Source organism: Mycolicibacterium chubuense (genome assembly GCF_001044255.1).
Taxonomy (GTDB): domain Bacteria; phylum Actinomycetota; class Actinomycetes; order Mycobacteriales; family Mycobacteriaceae; genus Mycobacterium; species Mycobacterium chubuense.
The window spans coordinates 91766-114671 of sequence record NZ_JYNX01000058.1 but is presented as its reverse complement, the minus strand read 5'-3'; the positions used below and the strand labels follow the sequence as shown (position 1 = coordinate 114671).

Annotated in this window: 23 protein-coding genes; 11 read left to right on the top strand and 12 right to left on the bottom strand. The window is 67.1% G+C overall.

Features of this window, described 5'->3' with window-relative positions; all coding sequences use genetic code 11:
- Positions 1–98: 98 nt before the first annotated feature.
- The 3 genes from MCHUDSM44219_RS19305 to MCHUDSM44219_RS19290 form a co-directional block, all read right to left on the bottom strand.
- Positions 99–1238 carry a DUF262 domain-containing protein gene (locus MCHUDSM44219_RS19305; protein ID WP_201778157.1) on the bottom strand — a complete coding sequence of 380 codons (1140 nt, stop codon included), beginning with the start codon at positions 1236–1238 and terminating at the stop codon, positions 99–101.
- 400 nt (positions 1239–1638) lie between these two features.
- Positions 1639–3216, bottom strand: coding sequence for a hypothetical protein (locus tag MCHUDSM44219_RS29815; protein ID WP_131722331.1), 1578 nt, complete (start codon positions 3214–3216; stop codon positions 1639–1641).
- Positions 3217–3257: 41 nt separating this feature from the next.
- On the bottom strand, positions 3258–3665 hold the full coding sequence (locus tag MCHUDSM44219_RS19290; RefSeq protein ID WP_048419855.1) for a helix-turn-helix transcriptional regulator: 408 nt from the start codon (positions 3663–3665) through the stop codon (positions 3258–3260).
- 306 nt (positions 3666–3971) lie between these two features.
- Here MCHUDSM44219_RS19290 and MCHUDSM44219_RS19285 point away from each other — a divergent pair, with 306 nt between their 5' ends.
- Positions 3972–4595, top strand: a complete 624-nt coding sequence (locus MCHUDSM44219_RS19285) for a hypothetical protein (RefSeq protein WP_131722330.1) — start codon at positions 3972–3974, stop codon at positions 4593–4595.
- A 23-nt stretch (positions 4596–4618) separates the two neighbouring features.
- Here the strand turns inward: MCHUDSM44219_RS19285 and MCHUDSM44219_RS19280 are convergent, their stop codons facing one another.
- The 5 genes from MCHUDSM44219_RS19280 to MCHUDSM44219_RS30040 all read right to left on the bottom strand — a co-directional run bounded on the left by MCHUDSM44219_RS19280 (position 4619) and on the right by MCHUDSM44219_RS30040 (position 8973).
- Entirely contained in the window at positions 4619–5251 is a 633-nt protein-coding gene (locus MCHUDSM44219_RS19280) for a GIY-YIG nuclease family protein (RefSeq protein WP_048419853.1), read from the bottom strand.
- A 58-nt stretch (positions 5252–5309) separates the two neighbouring features.
- The gene (gene tal, locus MCHUDSM44219_RS19275; protein ID WP_048419852.1) at positions 5310–6425 is read right to left on the bottom strand and encodes a transaldolase; all 1116 of its coding nucleotides are present in this window, start codon (positions 6423–6425) and stop codon (positions 5310–5312) included.
- Positions 6426–6433: 8 nt separating this feature from the next.
- Positions 6434–7096 carry a transketolase-like TK C-terminal-containing protein gene (locus tag MCHUDSM44219_RS31225; protein ID WP_413783626.1) on the bottom strand — a complete coding sequence of 221 codons (663 nt, stop codon included), beginning with the start codon at positions 7094–7096 and terminating at the stop codon, positions 6434–6436.
- Positions 7097–7107: 11 nt separating this feature from the next.
- Positions 7108–8636 (bottom strand): transketolase family protein (locus tag MCHUDSM44219_RS31220; RefSeq protein WP_413783625.1); only part of this gene is annotated, 1529 nt, incomplete at its 3' end.
- Positions 8637–8715: 79 nt separating this feature from the next.
- A complete protein-coding gene (locus tag MCHUDSM44219_RS30040; RefSeq protein ID WP_048419851.1) occupies positions 8716–8973 on the bottom strand; it encodes a hypothetical protein in 258 nt (85 codons plus the stop codon).
- Positions 8974–9229: 256 nt separating this feature from the next.
- On the opposite strand from MCHUDSM44219_RS30040, the gene MCHUDSM44219_RS19260 reads away from it, so the two are divergent.
- The 7 genes from MCHUDSM44219_RS19260 (at position 9230) to MCHUDSM44219_RS19230 (ending at position 14912) form a co-directional block, all read left to right on the top strand.
- Entirely contained in the window at positions 9230–9655 is a 426-nt protein-coding gene (locus MCHUDSM44219_RS19260; RefSeq protein ID WP_048419850.1) for a hypothetical protein, read from the top strand.
- 97 nt (positions 9656–9752) lie between these two features.
- Positions 9753–10985 carry an MFS transporter gene (locus tag MCHUDSM44219_RS19255; protein WP_048419849.1) on the top strand — a complete coding sequence of 411 codons (1233 nt, stop codon included), beginning with the start codon at positions 9753–9755 and terminating at the stop codon, positions 10983–10985.
- 1 nt (position 10986) lies between these two features.
- Positions 10987–11763, top strand: a complete 777-nt coding sequence (locus MCHUDSM44219_RS19250; RefSeq protein ID WP_048419848.1) for an IclR family transcriptional regulator — start codon at positions 10987–10989, stop codon at positions 11761–11763.
- A gap of 45 nt (positions 11764–11808) precedes the next feature.
- Positions 11809–13017, top strand: coding sequence for a 4-hydroxybenzoate 3-monooxygenase (locus MCHUDSM44219_RS19245; RefSeq protein ID WP_048419847.1), 1209 nt, complete (start codon positions 11809–11811; stop codon positions 13015–13017).
- 177 nt (positions 13018–13194) lie between these two features.
- A complete protein-coding gene (locus tag MCHUDSM44219_RS19240; RefSeq protein WP_236695519.1) occupies positions 13195–13956 on the top strand; it encodes a hypothetical protein in 762 nt (253 codons plus the stop codon).
- Positions 13953–14339, top strand: a complete 387-nt coding sequence (locus MCHUDSM44219_RS19235; RefSeq protein WP_109777841.1) for a hypothetical protein — start codon at positions 13953–13955, stop codon at positions 14337–14339. The genes MCHUDSM44219_RS19240 and MCHUDSM44219_RS19235 overlap by 4 nt, the downstream gene beginning before the upstream one ends.
- Positions 14340–14513: 174 nt before the next feature.
- Positions 14514–14912: a hypothetical protein gene (locus MCHUDSM44219_RS19230; protein ID WP_048420004.1), complete on the top strand. Its 399-nt coding sequence runs from the start codon at positions 14514–14516 to the stop codon at positions 14910–14912.
- 4 nt (positions 14913–14916) lie between these two features.
- Here the strand turns inward: MCHUDSM44219_RS19230 and MCHUDSM44219_RS19225 are convergent, their stop codons facing one another.
- The 3 genes from MCHUDSM44219_RS19225 to MCHUDSM44219_RS30380 form a co-directional block, all read right to left on the bottom strand.
- Positions 14917–15804: a universal stress protein gene (locus MCHUDSM44219_RS19225; RefSeq protein ID WP_048419845.1), complete on the bottom strand. Its 888-nt coding sequence runs from the start codon at positions 15802–15804 to the stop codon at positions 14917–14919.
- Positions 15801–17624 carry an amino acid permease gene (locus tag MCHUDSM44219_RS19220; protein WP_048419844.1) on the bottom strand — a complete coding sequence of 608 codons (1824 nt, stop codon included), beginning with the start codon at positions 17622–17624 and terminating at the stop codon, positions 15801–15803. The genes MCHUDSM44219_RS19225 and MCHUDSM44219_RS19220 overlap by 4 nt, the downstream gene beginning before the upstream one ends.
- A 158-nt stretch (positions 17625–17782) precedes the next feature.
- A complete protein-coding gene (locus MCHUDSM44219_RS30380) occupies positions 17783–17920 on the bottom strand; it encodes a hypothetical protein (protein ID WP_165762029.1) in 138 nt (45 codons plus the stop codon).
- Positions 17921–18080: 160 nt separating this feature from the next.
- Between MCHUDSM44219_RS30380 and MCHUDSM44219_RS30375 the strand changes: the two genes are divergently transcribed.
- Genes MCHUDSM44219_RS30375 through MCHUDSM44219_RS19210 form a run of 3 tightly spaced genes read left to right on the top strand, consistent with a single transcriptional unit; the run spans position 18081 to position 19746 of the window.
- On the top strand, positions 18081–18239 hold the full coding sequence (locus MCHUDSM44219_RS30375) for a DUF6307 family protein (RefSeq protein ID WP_165762028.1): 159 nt from the start codon (positions 18081–18083) through the stop codon (positions 18237–18239).
- Positions 18240–18243: 4 nt separating this feature from the next.
- Positions 18244–18438: a hypothetical protein gene (locus MCHUDSM44219_RS19215; RefSeq protein WP_048419843.1), complete on the top strand. Its 195-nt coding sequence runs from the start codon at positions 18244–18246 to the stop codon at positions 18436–18438.
- Between the two features lie 30 nt (positions 18439–18468).
- Positions 18469–19746: an HNH endonuclease signature motif containing protein gene (locus tag MCHUDSM44219_RS19210; protein WP_048419842.1), complete on the top strand. Its 1278-nt coding sequence runs from the start codon at positions 18469–18471 to the stop codon at positions 19744–19746.
- A 378-nt stretch (positions 19747–20124) separates the two neighbouring features.
- On the opposite strand, the gene MCHUDSM44219_RS19205 is transcribed toward MCHUDSM44219_RS19210, so the two are convergent.
- Positions 20125–22896: an AAA family ATPase gene (locus MCHUDSM44219_RS19205; protein ID WP_048419841.1), complete on the bottom strand. Its 2772-nt coding sequence runs from the start codon at positions 22894–22896 to the stop codon at positions 20125–20127.
- Between the last annotated feature and the right edge of the window lie 10 nt (positions 22897–22906).

Here is a 22906-nt window from a genome sequence, read left to right as displayed (position 1 = left end):
ACTCTGCAGAGGTGCAGAATTAGCGGCATCGCGTATGCCGACAATATTGTCCAGAAACTCGTCACGCGCGCCAGGCATCGTTTTGGTCGACCTGTTTGCTAAGCGAAATCGCTGAGGCACTCGATTGTTCGCATAATACGATACGTAAGGCGCCTCGGCGTATTGGTTCCGGTCCTAATCGCAGCGTTGAAGTCTTCGTCGTCGAAGAGATCTTTGTAACGGGCTATCATCTTTTCGCGGTTGCGGATCACCGTTGAAAGCTGATAATCCGACATCGAACTTACGGCGATCATCTGAGCGTCATAGAGGCCACTAAGCATTTGGTTCCGCCACTGGCCTCGCTCGAATCTCTGGAACGCATGACGCCCGAAGATGCTCTCGCAGGCTGCGAGGGCCCTCACAAACTGACTCTCCTTTTCTGACAGAAACTTCTCGTCTGGATCGCGATGGGCGCGCATGTACGAATTCATTGACTTCCTGAAGTCACCGCTGAAGTCGCGCCAGTATGCATCGACGGTGAAGAATCGAAGAACGTATTCGACATCTTGCATTGCTTTAAACGCTGGAGAACGGGTGGTGGTAATCTTCAGTCGGTTGCGCAAAAAGTTGTTTTCTGCGAGCCGCTGAAGAAGATCGTTGAATGCTCCCCTGTATAACACGTTACGAATTTCTTGAGCGTTTAATGCTTCCCCGCCGGAATTGAGGCGATGAAATACTTCGTATTTTGTTTCTGGATCTGATTGACGTAGCAATGTCACCACGCGGATATACGGTCGCACACGCAGAGCGTTGGCAAGTTCGTCAGGCAGCTCCAGAAACCGCTTACCCTCGATTTCTTCGAATCGAGAAAGATTTGTCAACGCAAGCGTATTGGACATGAATTGATTTATGGATGTGATGCGCTGTTTCCCGTCAATTACAGAGTATCGGCCGAATTGTTCCTCGGCGAGGTAGACGGGCGGCACCGGAATGTTCAGTAGAAACGACTCGATGAGCGCAGAGGACTGCGCCTGTGTCCACCGGTCTCGTCGTTGAAATTCTGGTTTGACGTCGATGGCGCTAGTTTCGACCATCTGCGAGACAGATTCGAGTGACAGATCTGATGATTGCAGCACAAGACTTACTTGAGCGTCCTCGAAGCGCTTCGCAATTTCACGGTCTCTTGCGGAACTACGCGACGATTTACGAATGTCCTCTTGATGGGCCAATGACGTCCCCGAAACCTTTCGCGCTGCCACCGAGGCTCAAGCCTGGCTGGTACGCCCAGTATGCCCGCGCGCTGCCCTGAGAGTTGGAAGTCCGCCACGGAGGTTATATCGCGTGTCGCCCCCTAGCTAACAGGTGGCAACGCGTGCTACCCCGGCGTCACCCCGGCGACCGGGGGCCTACCGAGGGCGGACTCTAGGCGACCCGGACCCGTACCGATACCGGCCCTTGATCAGCGGTTACAGGGCCTGCAACGAACAGTTCGGGCTGGTCGCGAATAGCGGCCTAGCTTTACATAAAATCCGCCCAGTGTCGGTTCGAGTCCGACTGGGGGCACCGGAAGGCGCGATGCCGGGGGGTGGCTGTCAGCCCCCTGGTCCTTCGCGATCGATGCGCACAGGGGCATCGCCGATGCCGCGCGATTCACCATCGTCAGGCGCTGTCGCGCAGATCCGTTCCGGTGACGCGCAGGCGCGGCGGTCCATCCTTCGGGCGTCGCGACCCGATGCGTACGAATCCCGCTTCACGGACGACGCCCAGTGGACCGGGTCCGGTGAACCGGGCCAGGCCGGATGCGTAAAGCGCGTAGCCCGCCTTCGCCTGGCGGAAGCCGACCAAGGTCCCGAGGCCGGTCAGGCTGGTCAGGCCGAGAAGCCCGAGGGCGGCAGCGGTGAACAGTGCCCACACCGACACGTTGCGGATGAACGTGCCGACGCAGGGAGAGCCCAGAAGCCCCAGGCGAGAATGCGCCTGATCGGTGAGTGCTTGTGCGATCGCGGGCAGCGACGACGTTTCGGCCGCCAATGTCATCGACATCCTGTGCAGCATGTCCTGATCGATCTCCAGGTCGCCCAGTTGCATTGCCTGAAGAGCGGACATCGGCATCCCCTGAAGAGCGCCCAATGTCGTTGTCAGCCACGGAAGTTGCGTCGCGAGAAACGCCGTCGTGGAGGGGTTTTGGAATACCGTGCCCATCACCCGGGTGTCTCTGGCGTCGAAGCGATTCAGCACGGGTGTCGCGCCCGACCCGCCCAGCTGCTGTTGCCACTGCATCAGCCACTGAAGCTGAAACCACGTCAACAGGACGAACCACTGCAGTATGCCGGGCGGTGCGGCCACCGTTCCCGGGACGAGGGATACCGTCATGGGAACCGCGGTAACAACAACGGGTGCAACGACACTCGGCTCAACAGCGGGTAGAGAAGGCTGATCGAGGGCGGCGGCGACAGTCTCCACGGCGGAAGTGACACTGGCGACGGGCGTGGGATCGGCGGCGGGCGCAGGGTCACTCGCGGTGACCGTGCTGACCGGGTCTGTGGTGGTGCCCGCCGTGGAGTCGTCTGTCACCGTGGCTACTGCGATCGCGGGCGCCGGCGGAGTCGACCCTGAGGACGAATTCGCCTCGGGTGTCGAAGAACTGGCCCCCGTGGTAGATCCGGTGTCCTGAACCGGTGGAGTCGGGTCGGTGGTCGGGTTGTCTTCGCCCGGGACGGTCGGCGTGTCCGGCGTGGTGGCCGGCGGATCTGGAGGGGAATCGACCTCGGTCGCAGGAGAGTTGTCTTGCGCGGGTGGGCTGGGGTCGGTTGTCGGGCTGTTCTCGAGCGACGGATCGTCGTGCACTGGAGGCGAGGAATCCGCCGTGCTGTCCGTTGCGGTAGGCGTATCGCCAGCCGGTGACTCCACCTGGTCGAGTTGTTCCTCGGCACTGGTGAGCCGAGATGTCTCGGAACTCTCGGCGGCGTCGGTTTCCCTTGCCTCGGTCTCTGTCTGTGAGGTCTCGACTGTCGTGGCCGATCGCCGCGTCGACGTGCTGTCGGAGCGGTCAGTGTTCTGGGAGCTGTCGTGGCTGACTGAGTCGGTCGCGTTCGACGTGCCGGTTCCAGTGTCGGCATAGGCGACGGCTCCGCCGCCGCCCACGACGACGAGCATCGAGAACACGGCTCCGCCCGCGGCTACCACCCGCCAGTCCGGCAAGGTGGCTTGGCTGCGTTCCCGGCCCTGCGGCCTCATCGCTGTTTCCAGATCCCGTGCGTGGCTCGAGGAGGGCCCGATCAAGCGACGGGATCGTCGGCGAGCTGCTCCCTGCGCCGCAGTTCGTCGACGGTGTCCACGAGATCGCGCTGCGCCTGTGGTGACAGTCCGATCGTCCGTGCCGCGACACGGCGGACACCTTCGTCGCGAAGGCCGGCCAGCAGGGTCAACTCTTGGTCGAGCTTCGCGTAGTAGGAGTCATCGGTGAAGAAGGCAGGTCTGATCCGGAAGAAGTTGGCCAACGCGGCCATGGTCGTGGGGGACGGATTGGTCCGGGTTCCCGATCGCAGCTGCGACAGGTAGGGGGCCGACATCGTCAGGCCTTCAGCCTTCAGCGCCGCGACGACTTCGGCGGAAGTGTGCGGTCCGCGCCCTGGCGGATACACCGTCTCGAAGAGTCGGTTCAGTCGCGCTGCGAATGTGTTCATATCTGCTCCCACCCGGTTGGCGGCGTCCGGCCCGCCGATTCAGGATAGGTACCAGATTCCTCGTCGCCAACCTCTTGACGAAGTCGACAGCTGTAAATCGGATCGTCTTCACAGTTCTCATCAGCGAGGCATTTGCGTACGCAAGCACTCTGATGTGCCTACGACGCGGTATGGGCAGCTCAGCGACGTGAGCCGGCGGCACGATGCCTGCACAGTCCGAACCCGGCTCCGCGCCGAATACGGTGCGTGGGACAGCCCCGGATCCGACAACGCCTTCGCGCATCTCTTGCCGCATTCAATGTGGTGATGGCGCTGTCCGGGATCGTTGTCCTGCTCAGCCTCGACGTTCGCGTGGAACGGCGTGCCGGCCCGCCGGTGCTGCCCGACCTCTACTTCCTCACCGAGAAGATGCCGGTCGACCAGCGCACGGTGCCCCCGTTACCCGGCGCGCAATGGGGCACCATCATCGGCGCACCGCAGGGTGGTCCGGCCCCCGTCACCCCGCCGGAGTGCGGCATCTTTCAATCCGAGGGCGAGGCTACGCAGAAGGTGCTGGCGCTGCGCTCCGCCAACGGGGCCGCGATCGGTGTCGAACTGGCCCTGACTCCGCGCCCCGTCGACGCGGACGGTCTCGTCGAGAAATGCGCGACGTTCTCCATGACCACGCCGGCCCTGCGTTCAACGACCCGCCTGGACGCTGCCCAGTTCGGTCCGATCCCGCCTGAGGCGGTCAGCGTGCAGATGCACACGAGAACCGCGACGGCCACACAATCCCTCGCATGGGATATCGCCATGATCGTGGGCACTCATCGCGGATTACTGGTGACCGCGGAGTACACGCCCGGACCGCGCGGCGACTTCGATCCGGCCCTCGCGGCGAAGCTGCCGGCCTTGTATCGAGCTCAGCTGGCGCGACTGGACAAGTTCTGAGTTGCTCTTAATGACGTTGTGCGTCAGGACCACTCGGCGAGCACCCGCATCTTGCCCGCTTTGACCCCCGCCTCCCGGCGCAGCCTCTTCAACTCGGGGGCGAAGGCGTTGCGCTCGTTGTCCTGAAAGTTCAAGGGCAATTGGAGCGCTTTGATCAATTTCGCTTCGAGGTGCCAGGGCTCCGGGTGCAGCACCCACGACACTGTGGCGTTCTCGGCCATCCATCGGGTCAGGATCGCTTCACCGCCGGCGAAGGTCTGGCGCTTACCGGAACCGACCCGGCGCAGCGCGAAACCCAGTTCGCTGCCGAGCAGCACCCCCAACGATTTGCGCAGCGTCGAACCGTCGGCACCGGCGTTGCCCGCACCGAAGTGGTAGCGGATGCGTTTGCGGAGATCCTGCGGGGTCTGCGGTTTACCGTCGGCGCGCGGCGGGCCGGGGCTCACTCCCACGTAGAGCAGCGTCCAGCCATCGCGCTCTTCGCACCCGGAGACGTCGATATTGCCGGGGATTTCACGGAACCACCATCCGTGCGCACCCGCCTGCGCGGGAACGGGATCTGACTCGGAGAACACCTCTTCGCGTGTGAAGCGTTGTGCCGTAACAAATTTCGCTACGATCTCCGCGGTTCGCTTCTCCGACATCGATCCAGCCATGTCCGACAGCCTAATCGTTCTCGCGGGCGGCTTCGTGACCCGTGATGCGGCTCGCTCCTCAGGTCGCGGCGTGCAATTGGGTCTCGGTGGTCTCGAGCAGTTCCTGCCAGGACTTCTTGAACTTGTCGACGCCCTCGTTCTCCAGGGTGAGGAAGACATCGGTGAGGTCGATGCCGATCGTGTCGAGCCGGTCGAACACGGTTCCCGCGTCGCGCGTGGTGCCCGCGATGGTGTCGCCGGTGACGTCGCCGTGGTCCGCGACGGCGTCGAGTGTCTTTTCCGGCATGGTGTTGACGGTGCCGCGGGCGACCAGTTCGGTCACGTACAGGGTGTCGGAGTAGTCCGGATTCTTCACACCGGTCGACGCCCACAGCGGGCGCTGTGGGCGGGCGCCGTCGGCGGCCAGCGCGGCGAAGCGATCTCCGACCTCGAACACTTCCTGGTAGGCGCCGTAGGCCAGGCGCGCGTTGGCCACTGCCGCCCGCCCGCGCAGATCCAGGGCTTCGTCGGTGCCGAGGACCTCCAGTCGCTTGTCGATCTCGCCGTCGACACGCGACACGAAGAACGAGGCGACGGAATGGATCCGGGACAGGTCGCGGCCGGCCTCCCTGGCCTTCTCCAGGCCTGCCAGATAGGCGTCCATGACCAGGCGGTAACGCTCGACGGAGAAGATCAGGGTGACGTTGACCGAGATGCCCTCGGCGATCACGGCGGTGATGGCGGGCAGGCCGTCCTCCATCGCCGGAATCTTGATGAGTAGGTTGGGCCGGTCGACGATCTTCCACAGCTCGATCGCCTCGGCGATCGTCTTGTCCGCATCGTGGGCCAGCCGCGGATCGACTTCGATGGACACCCGGCCGTCCACGCCGTCGGTGGCCTCGTGTGTCTCGGTCAGCAGGTCGCACGCGTCGCGCACGTCGTCGGTGGTGACGGCGCGGACGGTCGCCTCGACGTCGCTGCCCCGCTCGGCCAGTTCCTTGACCTGCGCGTCGTAGGCGTCGCCCTCGGACAGCGCCGCCTGGAAGATCGACGGGTTGGTGGTGACGCCGACGACGCTGCGGGTGTTGATCAGGTTTTTCAGGTTGCCCGACTGCAGTCGTTCGCGGGACAGATCGTCGAGCCATACGGACACCCCTGCGGCACTCAAGGCCGCGAGGTTGGAGTTCTGGGTCATTGTGTTGCCTAGTCTCGTTGGTTGTTCATGGACCGCTCGGCGGCGGCGACCACCGCGTCTGGCGTGAACCCGAATTCGCGGAACAGGGTCTTGTCGTCGGCCGACTCGCCGTAGTGCTCGAGCGAGACGATCTCGCCGGCGTCACCCACGATCTTGTGCCAGCTCTGCGCTACCGCGGCCTCGACCGCCACGCGTGCCGACACTTGCGGCGGGAGCACGCTGTCGCGGTACTGCTGGGGCTGCGACTCGAACCACTCCAGGCACGGCATCGACACCACGTGGGCGACGACGTCCTTGTCGCGCAACATCTTCTGCGCCTCGACCGCGATCTGCAGTTCTGAACCCGTGGCGATGATCATCACGTCGGCGTCGTCGATCGGGTTGCCGCCGCCCAGGACATAGCCGCCCTTGGCGACTCCGTCGAAGGCCGTGCCCTCGAGCACCGGGACGGCCTGACGGGTCAGGATGAAACCGACCGGGCCGCTGCCGTTGCCGCGGGCGATGATGCTGCGCCAGGCGTAGGCGGTCTCGTTCGGGTCGCCCGGGCGCACCACCGACAGGTTCGGGATGGCGCGCAACGCTGCCAGATGCTCGATCGGCTGGTGGGTGGGGCCGTCCTCACCGAGGCCGATCGAATCGTGGGTCCAGATGTAGATGGTGTCGATGTCCATCAGCGAGGCCNGCCAGATGCTCGATCGGCTGGTGGGTGGGGCCGTCCTCACCGAGGCCGATCGAATCGTGGGTCCAGATGTAGATGGTGTCGATGTCCATCAGCGAGGCCAGTCGCACGGCGGGGCGCATGTAGTCGGAGAACTGCAGGAAGGTGCCGCCGAACGCGCGGGTCGGCCCGTGCAGCACGATGCCCGACAGGATCGCGCCCATCGCGTGCTCGCGGATGCCGAAGTGCAACACCCGGCCGTACCAGTCGGCCTCGAAGTCCGAGGTCGAGATCGACGGCGGACCGAACGACTTCACGCCCTTGATCGTGGTGTTGTTGCTACCGGCGAGATCGGCCGAGCCGCCCCACAGTTCGGGGAGTTTGGGGGCGACGTCGTTGAGCACCTGACCGAACGCGGCGCGGGTGGCGACGGCCTTGGAACCGGGCTCCCAGTGCGTGATGTCGGCGTCCCAGCCCTCGGGCAGTTCCTCGGCGGTCAGCCGGTCGAGCAGCTTCTTGCGCTCGGGCTCGCGCTCGGCCCACGCGTCGAACGACGGCTGCCACTTCTCATGAGCCTCGCGTCCGCGCTCCACCAGCTTTCGGGTGTGCTGGATGACCTCGGGACGCACCTCGAAGGTCTTGTCGGGGTCGAAGCCCAGGATGGTCTTGGTTGCGGCGACCTCGTCATCGCCCAGCGCCGAGCCGTGCACGCTGCCGGTGTTCATCTTGTTGGGGGCCGGATAGCCGATGATGGTGCGCACGGCGATGAACGACGGCTTGTCGGTCACCTTCTTGGCTTCGGCGATCGCCTGCTCGATGCCGACCACGTTCTCGCCGCCCTCGACCTCCTGCACGTGCCAGCCGTAGGCCCGGTACCGCGCGGCGACGTCCTCGCTCAGCGCGATGTTGGTGTCGTGCTCGATGGAGATCTGGTTCTTGTCGTAGAACACGATCAGATTGCCCAGCTGCTGGGTGCCCGCCAGCGAGGACGCTTCGCTGGTGATGCCTTCTTCGATGTCGCCGTCGGAGGCGATGACGTAGATGAAGTGGTCGAACGGGCTCTCACCGGCCGGTGCGTCCGGGTCGAACAGGCCGCGTTCGTAGCGCGACGCCATCGCCATGCCCACCGCCGACGCCAGCCCCTGACCGAGCGGGCCGGTGGTGATCTCCACGCCCTTGGTGTGGCGGAACTCGGGGTGACCGGGGGTCTTGGACTTGTAGGTGCGCAGCGACTCGATGTCGGACAGTTCGAGCCCGAACCCACCCAGGTAAAGCTGCAGATACAGGGTCAGGCTGCTGTGGCCGGCAGAGAGGATGAAGCGGTCGCGGCCGAGCCAGTGCACGTCGCTGGGGTCGTGGCGCATCTGGCGCTGAAACAGCGTGTACGCCAGGGGCGCCAGGCTCATCGCCGTCCCCGGGTGCCCGTTGCCGACCTTCTGGACCGCGTCGGCGGCGAGCACACGCACCGTGTCCACGGATTCGGTGTCGATGTCCGCCCAATCGGCGGGATGGTGCGCGGCGGTGAGGGTGCCGACATCGTCGAGTGTTGTCATCGCTGGAGTCCTTCAGGTGAGCGGAAAGCTCGTCGGGCGGGGAGATCGGTGGGTTCGCAGGGCGTCACGGGCCGCACGCTCACTGGCCGTGGCCGCTGAGGAGCCGCGTCGCTTCGCTGCGGGCCTCGGCGCCGCTTTGTTCGACCTCGGCGTCGAACTGGGGGCTGGTGCGACCGACATAGCTTCCGTCGTTGCCGTCGGTGTTGGCCCGCGAACCGGCGACGCCCGCGTCGGGGGAGATGTCTGATTCCGACATCTCCTGACGTGCGGCGCGCCAGTCCCGCGTCTTCACAGACAGGCGTGTCGCCGCGCTCTTGACAGTATCGGTGAGTGTCATTGCGTCCATTCAAAAGTTGTGATCGGTACGTCCGGCGGTCGACTGCACCGGAGGGAAAACTGTTGTACGGCAGGCCGATCGCGGCTACGGCCGGAACCCTGCGACGGTCGCCTCGATAGCGGCCTGCGGCGGTGGCGCAGTCGCGGGGCGCGAGTAGGTGGGCCACATCCAGAACGATGCAGCGGGTGAAAGGGCTTCGACAGAGCACTACCCGCCAACGGGACTCGCAAACGTTCCCGGTGCGTAGCGTTGAGTGATGACGAGAACACCGCCGTTGGCGTGGCTCTACCAACTCGACCGCAGTCAGCAAGCCGCGCTGCTGGCCAACCCGCACGGATACCTGCCGTTCGGTGTCGTGGACCGCATCGCCGGCCACATCGCCGTGGCGCGACGAGACGAGACACCGCAGCAGCCGCGGTGGCAGCTGCGCGCTGCAGAAGCCAATCTGCTCGAAGACGAACGGCTGCGCCTCGACGACTGGTGGGGTGCGTTGCCCCCTGCGGCGCGGGAAGCGCTTCTGGCGACCCGCCATACCGCCGTCCCCGAGCAATACCGTGAATCTGTCCTCGATCTGGTGCCCGGTGGCATTCCGTCCGGGACGGACGTGGAGACCTCGTTCATGGCTTCGGGGATCGCGGCGGCCTACCTCGAAATGGTCCACCGCACCCAGCACGAAGGCTGACAGGGGTGATGCGCGCTCCCGGCTCCGGTTCACAGGCACTTCCATTCACCGGAAGCCGAACGTGGCCCCCGTCACACGATCCTGCTTGCGTACAGGCATGTCCCTCGCATCGACCTCCCGGACGCCACGACGCTCGAGGTGGCCCGTCGTGCTCTGTTGGCTCGCCGTCGCCCTGGACGGGTACGACCTCGTCGTCCTCGGCGCCGTCATCCCCACGCTGGCCAAACAGTCCGCGCTCGGCTTCACCAATGAATCCCTGACGCTCGCCTCGACGCTCGGATTGGCCGGCGTCGGCCTGGGCGCCGTTGCCGTCGGCCCCCTCACCGACCGGTTCGGCCGGCGCAGCACGCTGCTGACCTGCATCGCGCTGTTCTCGGTGTGCACCCTGCTCACCGCGGTCGCGCCGTCGATCCTCTGGTTCATCGTCTTCCGCGTGGTGGCCGGACTCGGCCTCGGCGCCTGCCTGCCGACCGCGCTGGCCTATATGAGCGAGCACGCCGCGCAGGGCCGATCCGGCACGGCGATGACCCGGCTGATGACCGGCTATCACGTCGGCGCGGTGATCACCGCGATCCTCGGTCTGCTGCTCATCGCGTCGGCCGGCTGGGAGTCGATGTTCGTCGTCGGCGGCCTCGCCGGCCTGGCCGTGCTGCCCCTGATGTGGTGGAAGCTGCCGGAATCGGAGACCTTCCTGGCCGCCCGCTCCAGCGAGTCGTTCGACAAGGTCAACCGGCCGCGCGACGTCGTCCGCGGACGCTACCTCGCCGTCAGCATCGGACTGTGGACGGCCTCGTTCATGGGCCTGCTGCTGGTCTACGGCCTCAACACCTGGCTGCCCTCGATCATGGGCGCCGCCGGTTACTCCATCCAGGGCGGTATCGCGCTGCTGCTGACCCTCAACGTCGGTGCGGTCATCGGTCTGCTGGTCGCGGGCCTGATCTCGGACCGCAAAGGCAACAAACCCACCGTCCTGCTCTGGTTCGGTGTCGCCGCGGTAGCGCTCGCGCTGTTGTCCATCAAGATCGGCAACACCGTGATCGTCTACGCCGCAGTGCTGTTGGCCGGCATCTTCGTGTTCAGCGCCCAGGTGCTGGTGTACGCGTTCGTCAGTGAGCTCTACCCGCCCGAAATCCGCGGCACCGCACTGGGACTGGCGGCCGGCGTGGGCCGCGTGGGCGCGATCGTCGGGCCGTTCCTCGGCGGGGCCCTGGTCAGCCTCGGCATCGCCTACCCGTGGGGGTTCTACGCTTTCGCGCTGGCCGCCCTGCTGGCCATCGCCGCGCTCGCCACCGTGCCCGCGAACCGCACCGCCGCAATGGCACCATCGTGAGATGGGGGACAGTCCCGCGCAACGACCCGCCGTCACGGTCGCCGGCCGGGCTCTGTCGCTGCTCGGCGCCTTCGACGAGGAGCACCGCCGGCTGACGCTGACCGAACTGTCGGACCGCACCGGCCTCCCGCGTCCCACCGCCCACCGCCTGATCGCCGAACTGGTGTCCTGGGGTGCGCTGGCACGAGATGCCGACGGCCACTACGTCGTCGGGCGCAGGCTCTGGGACGTCGGCATGTTGGCGCCGGTGCAGCGGGGACTGCACGACATCGCCTCGCCGTACCTGCACGACCTCTACGCCGCGACGCACGCGACGGTGCACCTCGCCGTGCGCGACGACCTGACCGCGCTCTACGTCGACCGCTTGATGGGTCACGCGTCGGTGCCGGTCGTCAGCTCGATCGGCTCGCGACTCCCGTTGCACGCCACAGGAGTCGGCAAAGTGCTGCTCGCGCATGCGCCGCAATCGGTGATCACCCGGGTCCTGGCCGACCTCACGCCCGTCACGCCCTACACCGTCACCCAACCCGGACGGATGAACCGTCAACTCGCCCGGGTCCGCGAGCACGGTTACGCGGTGACCCGCGAGGAGATGAGCCTGGGCGCCTGCTCGCTGGCCGTCCCCATCGTCGCCGACGGCGCAGTGGTGGCCGCGCTCGGCATCGTGGTGCCCACCCTCGAGTCCCATCTGACGCGGTTGACCGTGGCACTTCGGGTCGCCGCCGGGGGAATCGGTCGCTCGCTCGACCACGAGCGGCACATGACTTCCGGTCAGTGAAAGCCGGGAGTGGTCCCGGTCACGGTGCGTTGCGATGCTCGAACCATGTCTTCCTCGTCGCCGACCGTGACCCGTACCCAGGTGGCCGTCGTCGGCGCCGGTCCCGCGGGCCTCATGCTGACGCACCTGCTGCATCTGGCCGGAATCGACTCCGTCGCCATCGACCTCCGCGCACGCCGGGAGATCGAAGAGACCCACCGCGCCGGCATTCTCGAAGAGGACAGCGTCCGGCTTCTGGTCGACAGCGGCGCCTCGACGCGGGTACTGAGCGAGGGCGTCCGTCACGACGGCATCGAGTTGGGCTTCGGCGGTGCGCTGCACCGGATCGACTTCGCCGACGGCTGCGGATCCTCGACGCGGCTATATCCGCAGACCGAGATCTTCATCGACCTGGCCGACGTCCGCGCGCGGGACGGCGGCGACGTCCGCTTCGGTGTCACCGACGTGGCGGTGGGCGACCTGACCGGCCGTCCCGCGATGTGGTTCACCGACGCCGAGGGAACCCGGCACGAGGTACGCGCCGACATCCTGGTCGGCGCCGACGGATCCCGCAGTGTCTGTCGCCGCGCCGTACCCGAGGATCAGCGGCGCCAGTACTTCCGCGAGTATCCGTTCGCCTGGTTCGGGATCCTCTGCGAAGCCCCGCCGAGCGCGGACGAACTCATCTACAACCACTCCGAGCAGGGCTTCGCGTTGATCAGTCAGCGCACGGCCCAGTTGCAGCGGATGTACTTCCAGTGCGCACCCGACGACGATCCCGACGCGTGGAGCGAGGACCGGATCTGGACCGAACTGCAGAATCGGCTGCAGGCCAACGGGCACACCCTCAAAGAGGGCCCCATCATCGACAAGTCGGTGCTGCCGTTCCGCAGCTTCGTCCAGGAGCCGATGCGCTACGGCGCGATGGCACTGGCCGGCGACGCCGCCCACACCGTCCCGCCGACGGGCGCCAAGGGGCTAAACCTCGCGCTGGCCGATGTGCGGGTGCTGGCCGAGACGGTCCAGACCGCGCTCGGCTCCGGTGATCTCGACGCGTTGGATGTCTACTCCGAGCGGGCGCTGGCCCGCGTCTGGAAGGCGCAGTACTTCTCGTACTGGATGACGACGCTGCTGCACCGGCTGCCCGACGCCGAGCCGTTCGATGTGCGTCGCCAGATCGGGGAGCTGTCGGCGCTCGCGGAGTCCGCCGCGGGGTCCAGCTATCTGGCGCAGGCCTACTGCGGGTGGCCCGCGCATTCTCGCGACCGCCGGTGACTCCGCTGGCCGCGCGGCGGACCCGACGCATTCATCCGGCCGGGCAGGCACCGGGGCGGTGACGCCGCGCCGCGAGCCGGGCGGGGCGGAGTGCAGCAGTTGACTGTTCTGTCGGCGCGCCAGGGTTGCGATCCGTCCGGGGCGAGCGATGATACCGGTGTGGTTGATGATGCCAGTGTGACTTCCGGGGTCCCGACGTCGGAGACGTTCGACGAGTCTGTCGCCGCCGTCACGGCAGATCGGCCCGCAGAGCCGCCCGCGGAACCCGAGGTCTCTGCCGCGGTCCGCCGGCAGCGGACGTGGTCGATGCCGAAGTCCCCGGTGACCCGCGAGCAAGCCGACGCGGCCGGCCGCGCGGCGCTGCGCGCGGCCAGGAGCCTCGTCGGATTCGTGCTCGGCTTCGCCCGGGCGTTGGCTCGCGCGGTCACGGGGGCCGGTCGGATGATCGCAGCAGTGCCCCCCGCGGTGCAGCTCTTCGCAGGCGCCGGCGTGCTGATGCTGTCGGGCATCGTCGGCGCGATCACACTCGGCAACACCCTTGGGCTGCTCTGCACCGTCGTCGTCATCCCGGTGTGCGCCGGCGTCCTCGGCGCTCTCGCGCACCGCTGGTACAACGGCCTCGCCGCGGAGGCGACACCGCGGGCCGACCCGCAACGCCCGGAGCCGGCCACCTCAGACCTGCAGCGGTCGGTCCACTACGTCGACCGGAAACTCGCGGTGGCTCTGACGTCTCTCGGCACCGAACGTCACGAGCAGGCGGTGATAGCACTCTTTCAAGCCAAGACGGCCGTCGAGCTCACACTGGGTACGGAGCAGGACACCGCAAGCTGCAGCGACCTGTCGCTTCGCTCAGACGACTACGCCCTGCGGCCACGGATTCGAGCCGGGACCGAGCCGACACCAGCTCTGCGAGAAAGCGATTCGTTGGCGGCATCGTGACCGGAGCAGCCATCACGGGCCAGGTCGCCCTCATCGAAGACGACCACACGTTGGTCATCAACCGCGGCAGCGAGGCCGGGGTGCGGCCGGGAATGATCTTCGTGGTGAGTTCGGCCACCGGCCCGACGGTGACAGATCCCGAAACCGGCAAAGAGTTGGGGAGATTGAGCCGGGAGAAGCTGCGGGTGCGAGTCTTCGATGCGCAACCACTGTTCGCCCGTGCGCACACGTTCGCCGCGACCGGTGACTTCTACGGTCTGCTCGGGATCGCGTTCATGTCGCCGTCCTGCGAGGACGCCGTGACCGTGGACGTGGGTGACACCGTCCGACTATTGCGCGAATCGGTCGATGGACGGTCCGAACGGAACGGAACCGACCGGTAGGGCGCTGGCCCCGCCGGTGGCGGCGATGTACTCACCGTTCGTGAGAAGTCACGAAAGGTGTTCCCCTGCAATGCTTCCAGGCCGCCACGCCGCGAAGAATCTCTGTAATGCCGCCCTGCCGCCCGGCGTCGGTACTGTCGGGGGACGGGATCGTGACGACGAGAGGGGCACATGATGGCAGGAACCGATGCGCGGACATCAGCGAGGCCGTTCCTCCTCACGGCCCGGGGCTTCGCGCTGGCGTCGGTTGCCGTGTTCGTCGTCCTCTTCCTCACCGCCGGGACTCTGGTGCAGGACCACCGACTGGAGGACGTCCACGGCGGCGCGGCGATCGCGCTGCATGTCGTCACCGGAGGCCTGATGACGGCGTTGGCGGGCTTTGCGTACTCGCGCGGCCGCGGGTGGTGGGCGGCCGTGGTAGCCGGGGTGGTGTTCGTCTATTCGTTCGTCCAGGCGAGCCTCGGCGACGGCGGCACGTTGAACCTGCACATCCCCGGGGCGCTGATCGTCGTCGGGGCCACGGTGTGGCTCACAGCGTGGTTGTTCTCACCGTCGGTCGTCGGCGGCCGTTGACCGGTCAGGCTGTCTCTCGCCGCGGCACGATCATCGTCGGCACCGGAGCGTGCCGCAGGATGCGGGCCGCAGCCGAACCGAGGAACACCTGAGCTGCGGGCCCGGCCGCGCCGGAGCCCAGCACCAGGATGTCGCCCGCGGCCCACGGAACAGCGTCCACCGCGTCCCGCCACGTCGCCCCGGCACCGATCACGACCTCGGCGTCGAGGGTGTCGATGCCTGACCGCGCCTTCTCCAGTTGCGCCGTGATCTCCTCCTGGGTCCGCCGGGCCCACTGCTTGACGACGAGGTCTTCGGCGCCCGTTTCGATGGCGCCGCTGAACATCGTCACCGGTCGCACGGTGAACGACGCGATGCGCAGTCGCGCCGACCACCGCTGCGCCAACTGCGCACTCGCGGCTACCAGTCCGACTGCGTCGGCCTGGCCGCCGTAGGCGGCCGTCAGCCGCTCGATCCTCCCGCGCTGCGCGGGATAGCTGCGCGGCGCGATGGCCACCGGAACCGCCGCGGTGTGCACCAGGCGATCGGTGACACTGCCGAGGGCGACTCTGCCGAGCAGACCCGTCGACGACGAGCCGACCACCACGACGTCGGCGTTCCATTCGGCCGCGAGCTCGGTCAGGCCTTCGGGGACCGAGGCGGCCTGGTGCACGACGTGCCACACGTCCAGATCGTCGGGAAGCTGGTCGACCATGCGCTTGAGAGACTTCTGCGCCTGCGCGCCAATGTAATCGAGGTACTCGTTCTCGACCGGGTCCAGCTTCGGAGGCCATGGCCGTTCGACGATCGCCACCGCGATGATCCGGTCGCCTGTGCAGCGGGACAGCTGCGCCGCCAGATGCAGCGGCGCCGACGCCTGACCGCTGGCGTTGACGCCCGCGACGATCGTCATCGGGGAACCTGGTTGCCCACCGCTGACTTCGCGACGACGTGCGTGACCGGCACCTTGAATTGAGACCGGGCGCGGTCCACGACGTCGAAGCGCTGCCAGATCGACAGCTCCGGCGGCAGCGTCGCGATCACGATCTGGTCGGGATCGAACGTCTCGACGGCGTGATCCAGCGCGCGCAGTGGACGGTAGTCACCCAATTCGCCTTCCGCGTCCAGGTTTTCGCTGCGTAGGGCCGACAGCGTGGCGTCGAGCCGGGCCTGCGCGGCCTCCTGGGTGGCCTCGGTGACGTCACGGGGGCCGTGCGTGGCCGCGGCTCCCGTGTCCACCGGGCTGGCAGGCACCACCACCAGGTACCGCGCGTCGCGGTCAGCGCCGATGCGCGACAGTTCTGCGAGGAGTTCGTGCGAGTCGAGGGTCTGATTCGCGAGCACGAGAACGCGGTGCGGGGCGGCGGTCGGAGTCTCGACGGGTTCGAGGGGACGCTTGTTCACGAACCACTTGTTCGCGGCGAACAGCAGGATCACCACCGCCCACGACAGCAGACTCAGCACCAGCTGCGAACGCAGCGCCTTGTCGATGAACATCTGGACGAGGATCGCGACGATGCCCAGCGCGGTGAGGATCGACAGCACGGGAAACAGCCACATCTTCACGCGCAGTTCGGAATCCGGGGTGCGGTAGCGCAGCACGATCTGCGAGATCGCGATGAGCAGGTAGACGAACAGGATGATCGCGCCGCTGGAGTTGAGCAGGAACGCGAAGATGGTATCCGGCGACAGAGCCGCGGCGATCACGCACAGGAACCCGATCACCGACGATGCCAGAATCGCGTTCGCGGGCACGCCGCGGCGGGTCACCTTGACCAGGGCGGGCGGGGCTTCCCGCCGTGCCGCGAGCACGAACAGCATCCGCGACGCGGTGTACATCCCGGAATTGAGACAGCTCAGCACCGCCGTCAACACCACCGCGTTCATCACGTGGTCGGCGTAGGGGATCCCCATCTTGGTGAAGGCGGCGACGAACGGTGACGCGGACACGGCGTCGTCGTTCCACGGAAGGATGGTGACCAGCAGGAACACCGCGCCGACGTAGAAGATCAGGATGCGCAGGATCACCGAGTTGGCCGCCTTGGCGACGGCACGCTCCGGGTCGGAGGACTCCGCCGCGGCGATCGTCGCTATCTCTGCGCCCACCATCGAGAAGATCACCGTCACGATGCCGACGGTGATGGCGCCCAATCCCAGTGGCGTGAAACCGCCGTGACTGGTCAGGTTCGAGAAGTCCGCCGACTTACCCGGCCACAGTCCGAAGACGTACGCGCCGCCGAGGGCGATGAAGGCGATGATGGCGGCCACCTTGATGCCGGCGAACCAGAATTCGAACTCGCCGTAGGACGCGACGGAGAACAGGTTGGTCGCCGTCATCAGGATCATGAACACCAACGCGGACAGCCAGAGGGGGACGTCGATCCAGTACTGGATGATCTTGGCCCCGGCGATGGCTTCGAAGCCGACCACGATGACCCAGAAGTACCAGTACAACCAGCCCACGGAGAAGCCCGCCCAGTGCCCCAGCGCGTTACGCGAATAGTCCGCGAACGATCCGGTGGAGGGGTTGGCCACGGCCATCTCGGCCAGCATCCGCATCACCATGATGATCAGCACGCCGGCCATGCCGTAGGTGAGGAAGGCGCCGGGACCGGTGCCGCCGATGACGACGCCGGAGCCGACGAACAGGCCCGCTCCGATCACACCGCCGATGGCGATCATGGTGAGTTGGCGCTGGTTGAGCGCCTTCTTCAAGGTGGGTGTTGCGCTCACAGGGACCTCCAACGCCGACGGAACCCAAACCTTCAACCTACGCCCATGTGATGCGAGTCACATAGGGGTCCGGACAGGCTCTTCTGGCCGCGGCGCGTCGATATCAGGCACTGGTCGACCAAGCGCAGTTCCGGCGCGACGCGGGAGGCTGTTACTCGTCAGTGCTTCTTGTTGTCGAACAACGTCTCCGTTGTCGACTTCTTCGCCTCCGCCTTGGCGTTCTTGGCGGCCCGTTTCTCCTTGATCGACTTGCCGGAACTCTTGGACATGTTCTGGCGGGGAGATTTGTCGGACATGAGGAGCCCCTTGCTTCCGGGGGCCTAGGTGGTCCCGATGGCTCGACCGTACTCCTCGGCAGTCACGGCCGACCCGATCCGGCGCGAATGCGCGTAGGCTCATCACTATCGGGCGGCTCGGTCACCGAGCGAAACAGGCCCGACTGAAAAGGAATTCCCCATGGCATCGCCACCGTCGATCCGTTCACCGTACGACCTTCGCGTCGACCTCGTCGCGGACACCATCACCCAGCATTCCAAGCTGAAGAGTGAGGCTGCGCACGACCTCGCGGTTCGAATCCTGCACACGCTCAACGCCATTCCCGAGAAGGTGCGCTGACCGAATGACCGTCAAGGTCACGCTGCCCGACGACCAATTCGACACCTACATGCGCTTCGGTGATACCTACCTTGAGCACGCCGACGGCAGCCTCGAGGTGTTCCGCACCGGTGCCAGATCACTGAGCTACGGCTCGACGGAATGGATCGGTGTGGAGGGCGATCAGCGTCGCTCGAAGGTGCGACTCTTCCGGCGCTGATTTGTCGGACCCCTCTGTGAGGATGGTGGCATGTCCTCGCCGGCAACGTCTTTGGTCGCCTCCCGGCGTATCGATGAGCGGTTGGACGTGTTGTTCGACGAGCTGGCCGAGCTGACCGGTCAGCGCAACGCGATCGACGGCCGCATCGTGTCGATCGTCGCCGAGATCGACCGCGACGGGCTGTGGTCCGCCGCGGGCGCCCGCTCGGTGGAGAACCTGGTGGCCTGGAAGACCGGGGTGTCCCCGACCCGCGCCAAAGTCCTCGCCGCGGTGGCCCACCGCCTCGAGGAGTTCCCCCGCTGCGTCGACGGTTTGCGCGAGGGGTGGCTGTCGCTGGATCAGGTCGGCGTGATCGCCCAGCGCGCCGCCGACGGCTCCGACGCCCACTATGCCGAGCTGGCCCGCACCGCCACCGTCAGCCAGCTGCGTACCGCCCTCAACCTCGCCCCCAAACCGAAACCCAAGCCCGAACCCGAGCCGGAACCCGAGCCTGAGGCCGAGGCTGAGGTGGTGCCCGAGCCGGTGTGCACGATCAGCCACACCACCGACGAGCAGTACACCTGCTGGCAGATCCGGTTGCCGCACGTCGAGGCCGCGAAGTTCGAGGCGGCGCTGCAGTCCCACAAAGATGCCCTGATCGCGCAGTGGAAAGCGCTCGACCCCACGGCCACCCGCCCCCCGATGCCCACCACCGGCGACGCGTTCGTTGCACTCGTTCATGCCGGCTGGGACGCCGACGCCGCCGCCCGCCCGCACGGGCAGCGCACCACCCTGGTGGTGCACGTCGACGTGAAAGACAAGATCGCCGCCCTGCATCTGGGGCCGCTGCTCTCCGACGGCGACCGGCAGTACCTGAGCTGCGACGCCACCTGCGAGGTGTGGTTCCACCGCGACGGGCAGATCCTCGGCGCGGGCCGGTCCACCCGGGTGATCAACCGGCGACTGCGCCGCGCCCTGGAATACCGCGACCGCTGCTGCGCGGTCCCGGGCTGCGGCGCCACCGCGGGTCTGCACGCCCACCACCTCCGGCACTGGGAAGACGGCGGACCCACCGACCTGGACAACCTGGTGCTGCTGTGCCCCTATCACCACCGGGCGCATCACCGCGGCACCATCACCATCACCGGACCCGCCGACCGGCTCGTCGTCACCGACCGCGCCGGCCGACCCCTGACCAACCGATCCCTGGCCCGCCCACCCACCACCGCACCACCGGAGGTCGCGCCCTGCCGCGGACCCACCGGCGAACGCGCCCACTGGTGGTGGTACGAACCGTTCGACCCCCAGCGCCCACCCTCGCCCAACTAGGCCGGGCACTATCGCGCAACCGTAACTATCGGCTTTGCCGGGCTGCTGGCCTGCGCCCCCATCGCCCACGCGGGCACACCCGGTGGCTCCCGTTCCCCTGCAGGGCTCTGACTGCGATCCGAACCACGTGGGCGCCTGCGTGCGGATCGCCAGCGACGTCGACTGTGCCAGCGGCTCCGGGTAACGGACCCGTTTACGTCCAGGGTTCGAGGACCGATACGACCTCGGGACGGCAACGGCATTGCCTGCGAGTCCCAGGCCGAGGGCGGGCGCTCCAGCGGGCCACCATGGCTGTGACAACGCGCGAAACGCTGATGAAGAAATGCGTTCGGTATAAGGAGCTCTCGTCGTCGAACACCGTCTTCGCCGCGACCTGCCTCAGCCCGCGATGTCGGCGTCGATCCCGTCGGCGCGGCGTTCCCCGGCGACGATGGTGAGCTGAACCCGCGATCGCACGTCCAGCTTGCGGAAGACAGCACGCAGATGAGTGTTCACCGTATGGGTGGAGACCCCCAGCTCAGTGGCCGCCGACCGGTTGGTGTGTCCGCGGGTGATCAGGTCGACGACCCGCAGCTCGGTCGGGGTCAGTGCCGCCCAGCCGGAGCTGGGGCGCCCGGGCCTGACTCCAGAGTTACCGTCCACCAGGCTCTCCCGGGGGAGGTGAGCTGCTACGGCGCTGCTTCCGGCCGTCGCGCCTGCCTCACGGTAGATGGCTCCAGCTTCGGTCAGTGCGGTCATCCCGTCGTCCCGGCGTCGTCCGGCCAGCAGCGCCGCGCCCAAGTCGGTGAGGGCGTCGGCGAGCAACAGAGGCCGCGGTGACCCGCGTAGCGCCGTCACCGCCTCGGCGAGAACCTCCTCGTCGTCGTTCAACAGCCCGCGGATGTGCAGGGCGGTCCCCTCGAAGGTCGCGATGCCGGGATTGCGCTCCGCGGCAAGCTCCGCGACGCGGGCGGCTCTACCGGCGAATCGCCGATCGCCCGCGTTCAGGCCCATGCGGGCTAGGAATCTCATCCAGGGTGCGGTCCACTGCCACGGATCCCGCGCGTCGCCCTCGTCGTCGATCAGCGGCGCCAGGATCGCCATGCCGGCGCCGACATCTCCCGTGATCGCCTTCAGCATTCCGCCCACCACCTGGAGGCGTAGGGACTGCGCGTCGGCTCGGAGCCGGTCGTCTGCGGGGGCCAGAAGATCTGCGGCGCGACCCAGATCGCCCCGACGGGCGGCCACCGCGGCGAGGACCGTTGTGGCGTTCAACCAGAACCCGTTGTTTCCGGTCTCGTCGGCCAGTCGCAGCAACCTGATCGCTCCCGCTTCGGCCGCGTCGAGTCGGCCGAGGTCGTTGTCCTGCCACATCTGGGCGTAGAGGATGGACGGCAGTTGGTCGTCGTCGCGGTCCCGCGCCCGGCCGATCCTGTCCAGCAACAGCTGGGCGTCGTCGTAGCGGTCGAGGTGCTGCAGCGTTCGGATCTCCTCGGCGAGGTATGAGGAGTCGGACAGGGTCCTCAGGTCGGCGAAGCGGCGGAGCGCGACGAAGTGGCGTCCCTCGTTGCGCGCGGTTTCGATCAATGCCACCGACGCCATCCTCTGAGCATGCTCGTCGCTGTGGCGGCGTGCCTCGGCCAAGGCATTGCGTGCCATGGCTTCTGCGGAGGCGGCGGGTTGATTGCGCGACGCGGCCAGTGCCTCGGCCGCGCGCAGGCGGGCGCGCAGCGCGTCGGACAGACCCTCGCGGCCCGCCGCGCGGCGCGCATGCTGCGCCATGCCCACGTAGTCGCCGGCGTGCCAGAGAGCCCGGCACACGTGGACTTCGATGCGCGCCATCGTCTCCGGGTCCTGCGCCGCGGCGAGCAACCTCCGCGCCACGGTCAACGCCTCACCTTCGCGCTGTACGCCAACCAGCGTCTCGACGGCACGCTCCCCGGTGCGCAGCCACAGCGAGGTGAACGGGGTGGTGAGGTGCAGTGCCTGATGGGCGAATTCGGCGGCCTGATCGGGCATCGACCCCTGGCATTCGCGCGCGGCGTCGAGCAGTGCGACAACAGTCTCCTCGTCGTCATGCTCCGCGCTGGCCCGCAGGTGCGCCGCAGCCGCAAGCGGGGATCCGCCGCGGCCGAGAATGTGCCGGGCGCAATGTCGATGGAGGTTCCGTCGCTCATCGGCAGGGATGTCGGCGTAGACCGCGTCGCGGATGAGGTCGTGGGGCGACGAGACGGTGTCGTCGAAGGTGCGCAGCAGTCCGTTGGCCGCGGACTCCCGCGCCAGGGACCAGACGTGAGCGTGGGAGATCCCGCCCAGCAGTTCGGCCGCATCGGCGACGGCGAGACTGCGGGCCCAGACCGCCGTCAGCCGGGTCAGCGCCACCGCGGACTCCGACAGCCCGGCCAGCCGGGCGTGTACACCGTAGGCCAACTCGGTGTGCAGATCGCTCGGGGACTCTCCACGCTCGTGTCGCCGCGCCAGGCCGTCGATGACCTGAACGGCGAAGAACGGGTTGCCGCCCACACCGGCCAGCAGGCTGCGGGTGTGTTCGGTCAGCGGGGCGTCCAGCCGGTCCACCGCGAGCTGCTCGATATCGCCGAAAGGTAATGGGCCGAGGGGGATTCGGGCGATCATGGCCGGATCGTGGACACCCCCGACGATTTCTGTGAGCGGATCGCCGGGCAGCAGCCTGCTGGCGAATACCCACACCACCGGAGAGTCCGCCAGTCGGGAGGGTAGGACCCTCAGGGCGAACATCGTCAACCGGTCGGCCCACTGGACGTCATCGATGGCGATCAGCGTGGGGGCCTGCGCTGAGAGCTCCCCGAGCAGGATGCTGATCCGGTCCACCAGCCACAACGGTTTGTCGTACAGCGACGCCAAGCCGGCGAATGCGTCGTCGGTCAGCAGCGGTTGGGCGCCCGAGCGCAGCGCCACCAGCAAGGGCGCGCCCGGGGCGATCTGATCGCCCTGCTCGGCCTTGCCCGTGCCAACCCGGAACCCGGACCGCCGGGCCTCCTGGGCGACCGCGTTCACCACCGCCGACTTCCCGATGCCGGGCTCACCGCTGACGACGACCACCGATCCGCGCCCAGTGCGCTCCGACGACCGCAGCGCCGCGAGCGCCACGGACATCGCATCGTGGCGTCCCGCCAATGCGGACTGCGACATGAGTGGTCCT

Coding starts and splice junctions, on each gene's coding strand:
- MCHUDSM44219_RS19245 (WP_048419847.1), top strand. CDS start 11,809: ATGTCTTCCTCGTCGCCGACCGTGACCCGTACCCAGGTGGCCGTCGTC.
- MCHUDSM44219_RS30040 (WP_048419851.1), bottom strand. CDS start 8,973: ATGACACTCACCGATACTGTCAAGAGCGCGGCGACACGCCTGTCTGTG.
- MCHUDSM44219_RS19225 (WP_048419845.1), bottom strand. CDS start 15,804: ATGACGATCGTCGCGGGCGTCAACGCCAGCGGTCAGGCGTCGGCGCCG.
- MCHUDSM44219_RS19260 (WP_048419850.1), top strand. CDS start 9,230: ATGACGAGAACACCGCCGTTGGCGTGGCTCTACCAACTCGACCGCAGT.
- MCHUDSM44219_RS19285 (WP_131722330.1), top strand. CDS start 3,972: ATGGCGCTGTCCGGGATCGTTGTCCTGCTCAGCCTCGACGTTCGCGTG.
- MCHUDSM44219_RS30380 (WP_165762029.1), bottom strand. CDS start 17,920: ATGTCCGACAAATCTCCCCGCCAGAACATGTCCAAGAGTTCCGGCAAG.
- MCHUDSM44219_RS29815 (WP_131722331.1), bottom strand. CDS start 3,216: ATGAGGCCGCAGGGCCGGGAACGCAGCCAAGCCACCTTGCCGGACTGG.
- MCHUDSM44219_RS31225 (WP_413783626.1), bottom strand. CDS start 7,096: ATGGACATCGACACCATCTACATCTGGACCCACGATTCGATCGGCCTC.
- tal (WP_048419852.1), bottom strand. CDS start 6,425: ATGACCCAGAACTCCAACCTCGCGGCCTTGAGTGCCGCAGGGGTGTCC.
- MCHUDSM44219_RS30375 (WP_165762028.1), top strand. CDS start 18,081: ATGGCATCGCCACCGTCGATCCGTTCACCGTACGACCTTCGCGTCGAC.
- MCHUDSM44219_RS19250 (WP_048419848.1), top strand. CDS start 10,987: ATGGGGGACAGTCCCGCGCAACGACCCGCCGTCACGGTCGCCGGCCGG.
- MCHUDSM44219_RS19255 (WP_048419849.1), top strand. CDS start 9,753: ATGTCCCTCGCATCGACCTCCCGGACGCCACGACGCTCGAGGTGGCCC.
- MCHUDSM44219_RS19205 (WP_048419841.1), bottom strand. CDS start 22,896: ATGTCGCAGTCCGCATTGGCGGGACGCCACGATGCGATGTCCGTGGCG.
- MCHUDSM44219_RS19215 (WP_048419843.1), top strand. CDS start 18,244: ATGACCGTCAAGGTCACGCTGCCCGACGACCAATTCGACACCTACATG.
- MCHUDSM44219_RS19210 (WP_048419842.1), top strand. CDS start 18,469: ATGTCCTCGCCGGCAACGTCTTTGGTCGCCTCCCGGCGTATCGATGAG.
- MCHUDSM44219_RS19280 (WP_048419853.1), bottom strand. CDS start 5,251: ATGGCTGGATCGATGTCGGAGAAGCGAACCGCGGAGATCGTAGCGAAA.
- MCHUDSM44219_RS19230 (WP_048420004.1), top strand. CDS start 14,514: ATGGCAGGAACCGATGCGCGGACATCAGCGAGGCCGTTCCTCCTCACG.
- MCHUDSM44219_RS19290 (WP_048419855.1), bottom strand. CDS start 3,665: ATGAACACATTCGCAGCGCGACTGAACCGACTCTTCGAGACGGTGTAT.